Source organism: Coprobacter fastidiosus, assembly GCF_982245605.1.
In genome coordinates, this window is sequence record NZ_CEVCIF010000032.1 from 16,904 (window position 1) to 31,789 (window position 14,886).

Annotated in this window: 11 protein-coding genes; 6 read left to right on the forward strand and 5 right to left on the reverse strand. The window is 38.7% G+C overall.

The genetic code is table 11. From position 1 onward, the window contains the following. The first annotated feature begins 72 nt into the window (after positions 1 to 72). The 4 genes from AC0UMU_RS09215 to AC0UMU_RS09230 all read left to right on the forward strand — a co-directional run bounded on the left by AC0UMU_RS09215 (position 73) and on the right by AC0UMU_RS09230 (position 5,414). Complete coding sequence (locus tag AC0UMU_RS09215) at positions 73 to 2,622, forward strand: tRNA wybutosine-synthesizing protein 4 beta-propeller domain-containing protein (protein WP_022390610.1); 2,550 nt, start codon at positions 73 to 75, stop codon at positions 2,620 to 2,622. Positions 2,623 to 2,823: 201 nt separating this feature from the next. After that, a complete protein-coding gene (locus tag AC0UMU_RS09220) occupies positions 2,824 to 3,504 on the forward strand; it encodes a response regulator transcription factor (protein ID WP_009318200.1) in 681 nt (226 codons plus the stop codon). Positions 3,505 to 3,518: 14 nt separating this feature from the next. Further along, on the forward strand, positions 3,519 to 4,802 hold the full coding sequence (locus AC0UMU_RS09225) for a sensor histidine kinase (RefSeq protein WP_009318199.1): 1,284 nt from the start codon (positions 3,519 to 3,521) through the stop codon (positions 4,800 to 4,802). A 174-nt stretch (positions 4,803 to 4,976) separates the two neighbouring features. Continuing rightward, entirely contained in the window at positions 4,977 to 5,414 is a 438-nt protein-coding gene (locus AC0UMU_RS09230) for a PepSY-like domain-containing protein (RefSeq protein WP_009318198.1), read from the forward strand. Positions 5,415 to 5,480: 66 nt separating this feature from the next. On the opposite strand, the gene AC0UMU_RS09235 is transcribed toward AC0UMU_RS09230, so the two are convergent. The 5 genes from AC0UMU_RS09235 to AC0UMU_RS09255 all read right to left on the reverse strand — a co-directional run bounded on the left by AC0UMU_RS09235 (position 5,481) and on the right by AC0UMU_RS09255 (position 10,596). Next, on the reverse strand, positions 5,481 to 6,533 hold the full coding sequence (locus AC0UMU_RS09235; protein ID WP_022390608.1) for a DUF4857 domain-containing protein: 1,053 nt from the start codon (positions 6,531 to 6,533) through the stop codon (positions 5,481 to 5,483). A gap of 30 nt (positions 6,534 to 6,563) precedes the next feature. Beyond that, positions 6,564 to 7,235, reverse strand: coding sequence for a hypothetical protein (locus AC0UMU_RS09240; protein ID WP_009318196.1), 672 nt, complete (start codon positions 7,233 to 7,235; stop codon positions 6,564 to 6,566). 22 nt (positions 7,236 to 7,257) lie between these two features. Then, positions 7,258 to 8,142, reverse strand: a complete 885-nt coding sequence (locus AC0UMU_RS09245; protein ID WP_009318195.1) for an ABC transporter ATP-binding protein — start codon at positions 8,140 to 8,142, stop codon at positions 7,258 to 7,260. Positions 8,143 to 8,147: 5 nt separating this feature from the next. Next, a complete protein-coding gene (locus AC0UMU_RS09250) occupies positions 8,148 to 8,735 on the reverse strand; it encodes a hypothetical protein (RefSeq protein ID WP_039928261.1) in 588 nt (195 codons plus the stop codon). Between the two features lie 67 nt (positions 8,736 to 8,802). Continuing rightward, on the reverse strand, positions 8,803 to 10,596 hold the full coding sequence (locus tag AC0UMU_RS09255) for a DUF6383 domain-containing protein (protein WP_195595977.1): 1,794 nt from the start codon (positions 10,594 to 10,596) through the stop codon (positions 8,803 to 8,805). Positions 10,597 to 10,768: 172 nt separating this feature from the next. Between AC0UMU_RS09255 and AC0UMU_RS09260 the strand changes: the two genes are divergently transcribed. Both AC0UMU_RS09260 and AC0UMU_RS09265 read left to right on the forward strand, forming a co-directional pair. Next, the gene (locus AC0UMU_RS09260) at positions 10,769 to 13,573 is read left to right on the forward strand and encodes a TonB-dependent receptor (RefSeq protein WP_270214083.1); all 2,805 of its coding nucleotides are present in this window, start codon (positions 10,769 to 10,771) and stop codon (positions 13,571 to 13,573) included. A gap of 24 nt (positions 13,574 to 13,597) precedes the next feature. Then, entirely contained in the window at positions 13,598 to 14,878 is a 1,281-nt protein-coding gene (locus AC0UMU_RS09265) for a DUF4876 domain-containing protein (RefSeq protein ID WP_009318191.1), read from the forward strand. Positions 14,879 to 14,886: the final 8 nt, after the last annotated feature.

The window sequence follows — 14,886 nt, forward strand, 5'->3', positions numbered from 1 at the left end:
CGGATAATTTTCGTATTTATTTATAGGAAAAGTTACTTTTGTTTAATTGCATATATTTCTTGTGTTTTATCTATGAAAAGCATACTGAATTTATTAACGTTTTTGTTTATTTCAATATGTACGGCGATTGCTGCATCTCCAAAAGAGTATGGGTTATATATTCGAACATATCCATACCCCAAAGACGAATTCACCAGTGTCGTATTAGAAAATGGGTATCCGATAAGAACTTTCCAAAAGAAGCTCACTTTAAGTTTCAGTATATTCACAAGAGAAGAAAATGTTTTTGGTAGCATATTCCGAATAATAACCAACAATAATCAGAATATAGATTTATTATATAGCGTTGATAAAAATGATAAGCGCTACCCTATTTTAGTCACAGGTAAAACAGTACATCCTCTTTCTGACGAGAATGTAAAAAAAGGAGTATGGGTTAACGTCTCAATAAGTATTGACCCCAAGACCGGTGATATAAACCTGATCTATGATAAGACTTCCGCATTTATTAAATTTCCGGAATTGAAAGATACCGAGAGTGTTCGAATCGCTTTTGGATATTGTCCGTTTGAAAACTTTTCTTTAGCAGATGTTGCATCAGTCAATGTCAAAGACATAACTATCAACAGAGGGAAAGAAGAAATACGAAGATGGAAATTGGGTCATCATGACGGAAATACTTGTTATGACGAGCTATTTTACAAACCTGCGACTACCTATAACCCTCATTGGATTATCGACCAATACATAACTTGGAACAAATTATATTCCGCGACGTTCAATTCATCTCTTTCTATAGCGTTTGATCCTAATATAGGGACTTTTTATATGGCTACGGATAAAAATAATTTATATGTGTACCATCTTGGAGAAAAGAAAACAGATACAATTTCTATAAAAGGAGGAGAAATAGCATCAAATTATCCTAATCAATTAGTGTTTATCCCTGATCAGAATCAACTTCTCTCATATAACTTGGATGAGAACATATACTCATCGTTGAACCCTATCAGCCATCGATGGGGCAATAATATAGTCTCCCAAAAGGACCATGATTATTGGAACAATACTTGTGTATTTAACCCTGAAGATTCCAGTCTGATTAGTTTTGGAGGATATGGACATTATCGTTATAATAATGAACTCTTGATCAGCTATCCGTTCCATACGAAGCCTCAACAGAGATATATATTAAAAGAGATAGATCCACGATATTCATGTGCCTCAGTGATAGTCAATGATACTTTGTATGTTTTTGGCGGACGAGGATGCCCATCCGGAAGGCAAGAATTATCTCCACAAAATTATTATGATTTATATGCTATTGATTTAAAGACTTATAATGTACACCGATTATGGCAACATATCACCCCAATAGAAGGAGGAGAATTCCAACCTTGCGAACACATGATTTATGATAAAGCCAATAATTGTTTTTATGTATTCTGCACCCAAGAAGGAGGAGTATTAATAAAAATAAATAGAGACAATCCCCATTTTGAAAAGATGTCACTCCCCATAGGCAAAAAATTTGATTTACAATATTTATATACCAATATATATTTCTCCCGACAATTAAATAAACTATATTTAGTCATACATGAAGCTGAGGTATCGGGAAAATCTTATGTAGAAATTTACGAATTAGACTACCCGCCAATTCCTGCAACAAGTTTTATACAAACCAACAATACGCAAGAGACATCACAAACACATAATTATTGGGTAACTATTATTATATTATTATCCCTTATTGCTATCGCGATCTTAAGCTACATTATCTATATCAAGAAAAGAAAACATAAGGTTGCCCCCGAATATAAGGCAAGTCTTAATAATAATTTAGATGTCAATAATATACATGAAGAAATATTCTCTGCAAAGCAATATGATTTTTCGAAACGATGCATCTGTTTTTTGGGAGGCTTTCGCATTGTAGATAAAGAGGGAAATGATATAACCTTATTATTTACACGTACTCTGAAAATGTTACTTATAGCATTGATATTATATACCGGAAAATGTGAAAAAGGCATAAATGGTAATAAACTCATCCAAATGTTATGGCCCGGAAAACCTGAAGATGCCGCACAAAATATCCGTAATGTATATATGAGCAAATTACGTAACATACTTGAAAAGATCGGTGATATCAAAATTATTAACCAGAAAGGATTTTGGAGCATAAAATTAGATACCGATGTTACATGCGATTATCTTGAAGTATTATATCTCTATAACAAAAATGGCAACAATAATAATATTGAACAATTATTGGAATTATTATTGCATGGAATGATGCTGCCTAATATTGAAACAGAATGGGTAGATACGTTTAAAAGTGATTTCTCCAGCCAAACAATTGATTTACTTTGTAACTTACTTAAACAGGAAGACTTATCGGATCCCCTCAAAATACGAATATCTGATGTTTTATTCCAACATGATTACCTCAATGAGAATGCTTTGTCAACCAAGATACGTATACTCTGTACCCAAGGTAAGAAAGGTGTTGCTAAAAGTGTTTATGATGCATTCTGTAAGGAATATTATACGACATTAGGCGTAGAATATCAATATTCTTTTATGGAGATTATTAAAGATACTCTGGAAATAAGATAAAATGGAAGGCTATCTTAAACGGAATGCCTCTAAAAGTTAGATGATTATAGAAGGATGTCTGTATATTTCTCTCGGAGTTTCAGTTTTATTTCAGGATTATCTTTTATCTTTGAATTGCAGGTTGTTTTTAGTTTATCGAAAAAGGACAGAGACGATCCGAGAATAAATCGGATGCGATTCTTTATTTTAAAACAGTAGGAAATGAAAATTCTGATTGTCGAAGATGAACCTTCTTTGAGAGAGTTGATGCAGAGAACATTGGAGAAAGAGCGTTATGTTGTCGAGGTTGCCGCAACTTACGGTCAGGCTTTGCAAAAGATCGAAGATTACAGTTATGACTGCATTTTACTGGATATTATGCTGCCGGACGGTAGCGGTTTAGATTTGCTCGACCGTTTTAAAGCGTTACGAAAGCAGGGGAATGTCATTATTATATCGGCAAAAGATTCGATAGAGGATAAGGTGTCGGGTCTTGATTTAGGTGCGGATGATTATCTGGCGAAACCTTTTCATCTGGCGGAACTGTCTGCACGAATAAAAAGTGTGATGCGCCGTAATCGCGGGAATGGAGAAAATACGATCAAGTTGGGAAATGTGGTCGTGTCGCCCGATAAATTTCAAGTATCGGTAAATGGCGCTGATGTGCCTCTGCTTCGTAAAGAGTATGATATATTGTATTATTTTATTCTTCGTCCCGGTCATTTGGTCGATAAATCGGTATTGGCGGAAGCCGTATGGGGCGATCATATCGATCAGGCGGATAATTTCGATTTCATATATGCGCAGATGAAAAACCTGAGGAAAAAGCTGAGAGATGCGGGAGCTGAAATTGAAATAAAATCGGTGTACGGATTCGGTTATAAACTTGTCGTTGCCGGATAACCGGTTATAGTGGAATGAAGCTTATATATCAGATCATATTGCGGGTTTCGGTCGCCTTGGTGATTTTACTGACGGCTTGGGCGGCCTTTTTTTATTTTGCATTGCAGACGGAGATTAACGATGAGGTGGATGATGCGCTCGAGAACTATTCCGATATGATTATTATGCAGGTACTGGCAGGAGAGAAGACACTTTCATCAGGTGACGGGTCGAATAACAGTTATCAGATCAGAGAAGTAACCCGGGAATATGCCGAAAGCCGTTCGGCTATCAGCTATACGGATGCGAAAATTTACATTCCCCGTTTGCAAGATACCGAACCGGCAAGAATCTTGAAAACCATATTTCAAAACGACTCGGGTGTTTATTTTGAGCTGACTGTAGCGACACCTTCTTTTGAGAAAGAAGACTTGCGTAATTCTATTCTGAACTGGATCATCGTGCTATATGTTACTTTATTGTTGATTATTATCGGGATAAACACATGGGTTTTTTACCGGAGTATGCGTCCGCTTTATACATTATTGCATTGGCTGGATGATTATACTGTCGGGGGAGAAAACAAACTTTTGAAAAATGATACGAAGATATCGGAGTTTAAAAAATTGAATGATGCGGCGATTCGTTATGCGAGAAGAACCGAACAGCTCTTCGATCAGCAAAAGCAGTTTATCGGGAATGCTTCTCACGAGATACAGACCCCGTTGGCGGTTTGCCAAAACCGTCTCGAATGGCTGACGGACAATACCGAGCTTACGGAGGAACAATTGGTCGAAATCTTGAAAACCCGGCAGACGATCGAGTATATAGTCCGCCTCAATAAATCTCTTTTGTTCCTTTCTAAAATAGATAGCGGACAGTTTACCGATAATGTTTCTGTAAATATGAACGAATTATTGGAGCGGCAACTGGATTTGTACAAAGATATATATAGCTACCGGAACATAAAGGTGGAATTGGAAAAGCGCTCTCAGTTGATTGTTGATATGAATGAGTCATTAGCGACGGCACTTGTCACGAATTTATTGAAGAATGCCTATGTCCACAATTCGGACAACGGTTATATCCGTATCATAACGGACGCTTCGGGAATTATGTTTTGTAACGGTGCAGATTCCGGAGCTTTAGACGGAGAACGTATTTTTGACCGTTTTTATCAAGGTTCTAAGAAGAAAGGATCGACCGGTTTGGGTTTGGCTATTGTTAAAGCTATAGGACAATATTATGGAATAGAGGTCGATTATCGGTATGTCGGGGGAGAGCATCGTTTTATCCTTTCATGGAATAAACTGCCTTAGAACCTGTTCAAATTTTGTTCGGGTCGGCGGTTTGGATAATTTCTTTCGGTTTGTTTTACTGTCTCTATTTCAAGTTCATTTCAGATTTGTGTTTCATTTTTGTCACATAGGTCATTCTTAACGGTTGTATGACAGTTGAGTTGAAGGTCTTTTTATAAACGAAAAAAAGAGATTATGAAAAAATTATTTGTTCTGTTTATCTGTTTGTTTACCCTTAGTACTGCGACTTATGCGAGAGAAGATCGTCCTATTCGTGTGGATCAGCTACCTGCTAAAGCCCAGCAATTTATCAAAAAATATTTTCCCGATCTGAAAGTTGCATTGGCAAAAGTGGATAAGAGTTGGTTCGATCAGGAATATGAAGTGATTTTCGTGAATGGCAATAAAGTCGAATTTCGTAAATATGGCGATCTGAAAGAGGTGGATTGTAAATACAGTATGGTTCCTGCCGGTATTGTTCCTGTTCCGATTGTTGAATATTTAAAGGAAAATCATCCGGATATACCGGTTATTAAGTTCGAACAAGATACGAAAGAGTATGAAGTGAAGTTGAAAGGTGGTATAGAGTTGACATTTGACAAGCAGTTTCGTCTGATAGATTATGATGATTGATCTTTGCAGAAGATTATAAGAGTGCGCCCGGAAGCAATTCATCTTTCCGGGCGCATTTTTGTAAAGTTACATTGAGATACGGGGGAATACGTATTTATCGGATAATGATGTAAAAGTAAGTCGGACAGGAAAATTATTCTGCTGGATATCCGGATAAAGCCTCGCCAAGTCTATTTGTTTTAATAACCGGAGACTTTCGGCATCTAATGCATATATTTTGTTTTCTTCAGGATTAGATAAAGATACCGTCCAGTCGAAAATGTTTCCGAAAATAGAAATTTCATCTTTCTGTGGGTTGAAGTGAGGAATACCGCTTTTTTTGAGTTCGTAAGTTTTGGTATATAAAACATACAAATCATTTTTGTCATCGGTCAGGAAAGCATGGTATTTCCGATTTTTAAACTCTGTTGGGAAAATATATTTTATTTTCAATCCGTTCGGAATTTCTATTTTCCTGAAATACGGGCGTCCTTTTACCTGTTTCAAATGATATAAAGATCCTGTCCGGTCTGTAATGAGATAACCTTCGTCATAATCTTTTCGGGCAGTCGGATTTCCGGCTATGATATTCGCCGGGAAACAAAATCCTTTTTTCTTCATGGCATCTGTGTAAATGCGGCTTTTCTTTTCGTCGATACTGTTTGTTTTTATATCTATGAACTCGATACCGTTGTTGTTTATCCTGAAAACATCATCCGGCATTTTCAGATCGACTCTGCCGGACATCGATTCCAAAAGAGGATAAAGTCCCGGTTTTTTACAATTCACGTCAGACGGCTGATGGCGGAAGATGAAATTTTCCGTTTGTGCGATTTTCGGAGACAAGGCGACACCGTTTATTTCCTCCGGGAATCTTTCGTCCGCGATTAATTGCCGGTAGTAGAACATCGGCAATATGCTGTCGAATTCCGATTCGGTATAGTATTTCCCTTTCAGATCTTTTCTTTCCGTTCCTTTTCCGTTATTTTCCAAAATGGCGAAATCGTTTATTACCGTACTGTATAAAATAAACGGATTTTTTTGAGGTTTTGAAAAAATGAAGCCGTATCCCCACGGAATCAACCAGAATAATAACAGAATTATGGTTATATATAGGAGTATTTTACTGAAACGTATCATGATTTTTAGTTTTATATTAGTATCTTAATATTAATCCTGTTTCCCTGCTCTGAATCGTGATACCGATAATAAGCTGAAGAATAGAGTCAGTATTGTAAATAGAATGAGTATAGGTAAAAAACAGTTATAAGATTCGGGAACAGAAGATAAAAAGAATATGCGGAGTATTGCTGTGGAAATAAGAATATTGAGTATTCTGCGTTTCCATGTGGGCTCGAGGCATATCCATGCGGTTAATAGATATCCGGTAATTCCGGCTGTAAACCAGGGAATCGCGGTCAGCAATATTCTGGATGTCAGTTCTGTTGCAAAGAACTTCTGCAAATAAAGCCATAACAGCAAAAAGTCGGATGCAAATCCGATAAGCAGCAAGATGATTCCGAAAGATAACATGATCGAGATTGTCTTGTATTGCGATACCGGCAGATGCAATGTCAGTTTCAGCCGGTTCTGCTGCATCTCAGGAACAAATTGTACCCATGCCAAAAATATCCCGATCAACAATGGTAAATAAGTCAACAAGTCGATAAAAACCACGTCTTTCCCGAGCATTACCTCCCATAGATGAGGTGCGCCTTTCATCGTTATTGCCCGGTTGATTTTAAGTATGCAGTATCCGGTCATACCCCATGACACGAGTATTGCCAAGAAGTAATAGTATCGGGTTTTGATCCATTCTTTATAACATAATGCTTTTTCCATTCTGAGAAGAGTCTTTAATGTATTAATATTTTCCGGTGAGACCGATAAATGCGTCTTCCAGATTGACTGATTCGGCTTTTAGTCCGGAAAAGGGAACTCCAAGAGACTTGAGTTTCTCTTCTGCCTCTTTTTCCGAAAAGAAAGAAAAGGTTTCTACATGATTTCGTATTTTCGAAGGATAGTAGAATCCTGAATATCCGTTTGGTTCATATCGGTCGGGTACGGTAAACTCATACCGTTTTACAGAGCCTAAAAGCTCTTTTACCGGTTGTTGGATCATTATGCGTCCGTAATCCATGATAATACAATCGTCGATAAGGCGTTCCATATCCTGAATGATATGAGAAGTGAGAAAAACCGTCTTTTGCTCTGCACGGGCATATTCACGCAAATAATCGACAAAAAGCCTTCGGTAACCGGGATCAAGACCTAACGAAAAATCATCCAAAATCAACAATTCGGGATCTTGGGCGAGAATAAGTCCGAGAGCTATTTGAGATCTTTGTCCGCAAGACATGCGGCTGATGCGTTGAGTCGGGGTGATTTTTAATTTTCCGACCAGTTCGTAAAAAGCCTCTTTTTTCCATTTCGGATAAAAAGAGGCATAGAATTTCTCGATTTGCCGGATATTCATGAACGAGTATTGGATATGACCTTCTATCAGTAAGCCTATATTACGACGTAATGACGGTTCCATGTTTTGTACATCCCGCCCGAAGATAAGGCATTCTCCCGATTTAGGCTTCAAATAGCCGTTCAAGATATTGATCGTTGTTGTCTTTCCCGTTCCGTTTTTTCCTAAAAGCCCTAAAATGCGGCCCTTCGGGACATTGAAACTCAAATCTTTATAAATAAGCCTTTTCCCATAATAATGGGTCAGGTTTTTACATGATATGACGTTTTCCATTATTCTTATTCTAAGATCTTATAAGACTCTGCTTCTACAAAATAAAAAGAGAGATAATCTTTTCCGGTTTTCGCTTTGCGTTCCGCTATTTTTTTTCTGAAGTCTGCAATCCGTTCTTCTGTCGTGTTTCCGGTTTCTCCCCGAGCTTTTTTCTCGGTGCTGCATCCGGCTTCTCCTGTTCCATGCTTCTCTTCGGTTTGCGCTTTGGCTTGTTCTTCCCATTGTACCAAATAGTTTTCATCGATCCGCTGTTCTTTTAATATACCGTTTACTTCGACAATACTGTTTACGCAATCGGGGCTGAATTGTCCTAATTCACCTGCTTCGATACGTATCGTCTGCGTATCGTCACTTCCCATCAAGAATATTTTTTTAGCACCGTGTTTGCAAGTGTGTGTGCAAATACCTTGTACCGTTATATTTTTTTCAGCCAGCGAATCAGCGTTTGCGAGAAGAGAATCGACTTCCATTCCGGTAGATACGATTGCTTGTTCTTCTGCCGTATTCTGAGATTGTTGTTTTGTGTTGTTTCCGCAACTGACGCTCCCTATGCATAATAATAAAGAAGCGATGTAAGTCATTGTCTTATTCATAATAATTTTTTTTATAATAAAAGCACCCATTTCCTGCGCTAACAGGTTCATGGATGCTTTTTAATAGTTAATATACAACCACTTTAGTCTTGTTCACGATATAAATTCCTTTTGGCATCGAAATCGCATGTTTACCTGTCGATACGGTCATGCTTTTCACGATTTGTCCGTAAGTATTCAGAATTTGTATTTCAGAAGATTCTCCGGCTTCTACAAATATCTGATTTTTTCCGCTGTACACTTTGACGCTTTGCTCTTTGGCTGTTTCTGAAGAAATCAATCCGGTAGTTTGTCCCAGTTCCGGAATTTCGAAAGAAGTAAGAATCGTGATCCATGATCCGGCATCTTTTGGGCTTTCTATTGTATAAGCACCATCTAAAATAGTGTTAGCAGATTTTGCGTTACTGCGGGCGAGAGTCAGAAGTTGGCCTCCATCGAACAAACATCCCCATGCCGTTGTTGATCCGCCTTTTACCAGACTGTATTCATTCTCTATATCCCATGTAGAAGCGTTATAAGTTACAAGATAAGCTTCTCCTAAAGCGTAACCGTATGTGTAGATTTTTCCATTTTCGTTTTCGAATGCTCCGTAATATCCTCCGATCGAGTTCTCTCCGATAGCACCGCCTAACCAAGTCCCGTCAACTGCGCTACATTTGATAAGGAAACCTGTCTGCATGGTCGATGATCCTTCAATCAGAGCTTCAGTTTTATCAGTGCCGAAACCTCCGACGACGTGTCCCATCAAATACAAATTTCCGTTTTGAATGTTCATTTCTTTGTTTTGAGTAGTGTGTCTTCCGTTACTGGCTGCAAATGCAGGGAAATGTTTTACCCATGCGACAGTCATATCGGTGTTGACGGCACCTACAAGAATATCATCAAATTGTGTCGGTTGGATTGTCACATCTCCTAATTTTATTTCCGAATCTTCTGTCGATACGCCTTTTACCATACCCAAGAAATAGATTTTTCCATCGGCATACGTGATATTGTTAATGCTTTCTCTTGCAGCAGTTCCGGTAGTAGTTATATGTCCCAGATAATTTCCTGCGTCATCTAATTTTACTAAAAACAGGTCTCCGACACTCGATTGGGGATCTCCTGTCCAGCCTTCGGTATTGTGAGGACTCAATACAACCTGTTCTCCGCTTTTTTTTACGAATGTCATGTCTTTTCGGTAATTTCCGGCAATATACAGATTTCCTTCATTGTCTTCGGCTGCGCCATAGAAATAGAATCCTTGCGGAGTATAGTTTTTGTAGGTACTCGATGTCGTTCCCGGTACAGGAGAATAATCTACATTGATCAGTTTAGTCCATTCAACGTTTCCCTCCGTACTGATTTTTACTAAAATTCCTTGATATACCCAGTATCCCGGATATTCCCAAATGACATCTGTCGTTTTACCCGATGCATCGACCAAAGACAATAATTTCCCGTTTTTTGCAGCATCGTAGTTGGTATGATAAAATTTCAGAGCAAGGAATGCTCCTCCGTCGGCAGTCGGGGTGTAAGCACAGTCAGAAAGAGAGGCTCCGCCCCAGCAGCTATATACAGACCAGACAAGATCTCCGTTTTTTTCTAATTTTTGGAATACGATGTTTGAGTTTCCGGAGGAACTGCTTCCGTCGTAGGGAGCTCCGTGTCCGATTAGAGTTTCACCATAAGAAAGAGAATCTGCAGCTCCGGAGGACCCGAAACCGGCAAATGAGAAGACTTTATCGTCTGCACTTTTTGCAAGAGAATGTGCACTTGTTCCCATAGGAGAAACAAATGTTTTTGCCCATTGAAAATCGATGTCGTTCGCATAGGCAGTCAACCCACATAAAATCGAAACAAATAGTAAAATCTTTTTCATTATCACTTAGTTTTAGATATATTTTATTGCACGGCAAAAATATGTACCGAAGAAAAATTGTGAAATCCCATAATTTAGGTATTTTATGAAGTATTAATCAGTATTTGTAGGTATTGTATGATGATAATATCCACTCTATTTTCGCATCGCATTAATATAGGTATCTCCGGGGATGAATTTGAAGAAAATAATTCTGATTTTTTTTGTGACATTTTTGTATTTCCCTTTTGTCCGGGCTGTCCCGGATAAAGTAATTTTCAGTGGTTGTGTGAGAGACACGCTCACGAAGGAGTTACTTGAGTTCGCTACGATACAATTAAAAGGGAAAAATACATTTTCCGGGTTGTCTGACAAGAACGGAAATTTTAAATTCTCTTTTGTCTTGCCCGGGGAGTATGTTTTGCAGGTGTCTTATTTGGGATATGTGTCGTGGCAGAAAAAGATCGAATTGAAGAGCGACCTTTTTTTACAGATAGATATGACTGCCCGGTCTAATAAGTTGAAGGAGGTTGTGATAACTGCTGCCGAGTCACCGGGGATCGTTAGTTCGTCGAAAATCGATAGAGCTGCAATGGCGCATTTGCAGCCTACGAGTTTTGCCGATTTGTTGGAACTTTTGCCGGGAAATATATCCCAGACCCCCAATATGGGAGTAGCCAATACGATAACGTTACGTGAAACGGGTACGTTGAATGCTTCAGGAGAAAAAAGCGACAATCCCGATTATTCTATCTCCTCTTTGGGTACTTTATTCCTTGTCGATGGAGCTCCGATTAACGGTGATGCCAATATGCAGTATATTCCTTCGGGCTCTGACTCGAGTTCTCCCGAGTATAAAAGAAATATAACGAATAAAGGTGTGGATATGCGTTCCATATCTACCGATGATATAGAAAGTGTGGAGATCGTTCGAGGAATTCCTTCTGCGGAATATGGAAATCTTACCAGCGGTTTGGTGAATATTAAGCGAATAAGGAAATCGACTCCGTTTACCGCTCGTTTTAAGGCAGATGAATACAGTAAGCTTTTTTCTGTCGGTAAGGGATTTGCCGTTCCGGGACAAGATCTGATTTTGAATATAGACGGGGGATATCTCGATTCGAAAGTAGATCCGCGAAATAATCTCGAGAATTATAAACGTATCAATGCTTCGGTGCGTTCGACGTGGAATCTTAAAAAAGAGATGTGGAATATGGGATGGAACTCCGGTGTCGATTATACCGGTTCGTTCGATAATGTAAAAACTGATCCCGATCTGTCATATCAGAAAATAGATAAATATAAATCTACGTATAACCGGACAGCTTTTACGAATAATTTTTCGTGGACTTTCCCTAAGGTAGATTTGATAAAATCTATAGAGCTCAACTCTTCTGTAAGTATTCAGTCGGACAGGTTGAAGAGGACGAAACTGATGTCTCCTCAACGTGCGACGGTAGCTCCGACCAGTATGGAAGAGGGGGTACATGACGGAACTTATCTTTTGGGACAATATGTTGCCGATTATTTAAGTGAGGGCAAACCGTTGAATGCGTTTCTGAAAATAAAGGGAGAATTGGAATTTTTTTTAGGTAAGGTTAAAAATAGTATGAAAGCCGGAGGGGAATGGAACTATTCGAAGAACAGAGGCCGGGGGCAAGTATATGATATAAGCCACCCGATCGTAATAAGCGGATGGACTACACGACCGAGGGCTTATAAGGATATACCTGCATTGCAAAACCTCTCTTTCTTTCTGGAAGATAATATTACCGCTCGTATGGGTAAACATAAATGGGAGACGTTGGCCGGTGTCCGTTCGATCTCTTTGGTCGGTATGAGTCCGGCTTATTTGCTACAAGGAAAAGTTTATCTTGATCCGCGTATCAATTCCCGATGGAGTTTTCCGGGCATTCGGTTGGGTAACCATGATTTGAATATAGATATATCAGGAGGATATGGTCTGACGACAAAAATGCCGACCATAGATTATTTGTACCCTAACAAATGGTATAACGATATTATTCAGTTAAACTATTATGATGTTAATAAACCGTTGGAATATAGTCGAATTAATGTACGTACTTATATCAAGGATATCACGAATTACCGGTTAGAACCTTCGAGGAATCGGAAATGGGAGGTAAGAAGCGATATATCTTATAACGGTAATCGCCTGTCTGTGACATATTTTAGAGAAAGATTGACATCTGGATTTCGTTACTCTTCTTATTATATGCCTTTTGAGTATCGTAAATATGATGCATCTTCTATTGATGCAGGTTCTTTACAAGGCCCTCCCGCATTGGAGGATATTTCTTATACGGATACCCGGAAACTGGATGGATATACGCAAGCGGCGAATGGCAGTCGGTTAGAAAAAGAAGGGGTGGAATTTCAATTTACATCTCAGCGTATCAGGCCGTTGAGAACATCTGTGATTATTAACGGGGCCTGGTTTAAATCTACTTATACGAATAGTCAGCCTATGTTTGAAACGGTTTCGGAAGTAGTGGATAATCGTCCGATTCAAGAAGAATATGTCGGATTGTATGATTGGAATAGCGGGAGAATAAATCAACAATTCAATACCAATTTTATGTTGGATACGCAAGTCCCGGAATGGGGGCTTATTTTCTCGACATCGGTACAGTGCATGTGGTTTGTTTCTACGCAAAGAATGTATCAGAACGGGGTACCGGTAAGTTATCTTGATGTGAATGACGGGTTTTTACATCCTTATACGCAGGAGTCTGCAGAAGATATGAAGTTGCAGTTTTTGGTGAAGACGTACAATGCCGATTCGTTTAAGAAACAAACTGTTCCGATGGCTATGTATGTCAATTTTAAAGCAACGAAACAGATCGGTAAATATCTGAAGCTTGCTTTATTCGCTAACCGTATTTTGGATTATCTTCCGGATTATACCTCTAACGGATTGCGGATAAGAAGAAATGTAAATCCTTATTTCGGTATGGAATTGAATTTTAGTTTGTAATATATCTAAATTATAATAAGAACAATGAAATCCAAGTTATTTTTTCTGGTTATTTTTTTTATTCTTTTTGTCAGTTGTGAGGAGAAAAGCGATATTCCGCATACAACGGTGGATATATTGATTGAGTATCCATCCGATTTAGAAGAACTGTCTGTGCAGTATGAGACAGTGAAATTCAAGAATATATCTTCCGGAATGGAAACCGAGTATTCCAATTCTAAACAGTTTTCGCTACCTGAGGGATTGTATGACTGTAGTTATGAAGCAAGTGTCACTTATTTGAAAAATGGGGAAATGACAGAAGGAAAATTAAGGGGTTATCAGGCCTCTTTAAAGGTACTCGGGACAGATGTGAAGGTTACGTTAGAGTCCTATTTGTTAGAAGATAAAAACGACTTCATTATTGAAGAAATCTTTTTTACCGGAACGTTGCAACCTTCTGGAAAACAGTATAATGGCGATCAATATGTCAAAATCTATAACAATACCGATCATGTCTTGTATGCTGACGGTGTGTCTTTGATGGAGTCTAAGTTTATAACGGTTACCAAATATGACTATACACCGGATATTATGAAAGAGGCGATGACGGTACAAGCCATTTATACGATACCCGGGAATGGGACAGACCATCCTGTACAGCCGGGGGAATCTTTGATAATTTGTGATACCGGTATGGATCATCGGGTTGCCAATCCGAATTCATTCGACTTGAGTCGTGCTGACTTCGAATGGTATGATGAATCTTCTGTTCCTGCGCATATGGATATCGACAGCCCGACAGTTCCGAATTTGGATAAGTACTATTGTTATACACTTAGTTTCTGGATTCTACATAATCGGGGGTTCAGAGCTTTTGCTTTAGCTCGTATTCCGGAAAAGAAAGAAGACTTCTTAAAGAATTATCTTTATACTTATAAGTATGTCATGGTATTGCCTGCCGGGACTTTCCCTATGGAACAAACAGCCTATAAAGTTCCTAATGAGTGGATTATAGATGCTGTGAATACAAGTGTAGAGTCTCGTTATGTATGGAATGTTACCGATCCGTCTTTGGATTCGGGCTGGACTCACTGCGGAACGATCGACGGAGATAAAACTCGCTATTTTAAAAGCGTTCGCCGAAAGTTGTTGTATATTACTCGTGACGGTAGAAAGGTGTTGAAAGACACGAATAACTCTTCTGATGACTTTAATACCGAATGTGTACCTTCTTTGATCGAAGAACAACATACGGCCACGGATGCCAATGGTACTCCGGCTGTGAATATTACTTATGACGGTGTAACGCCTAAGACCGAGTAACATAAATT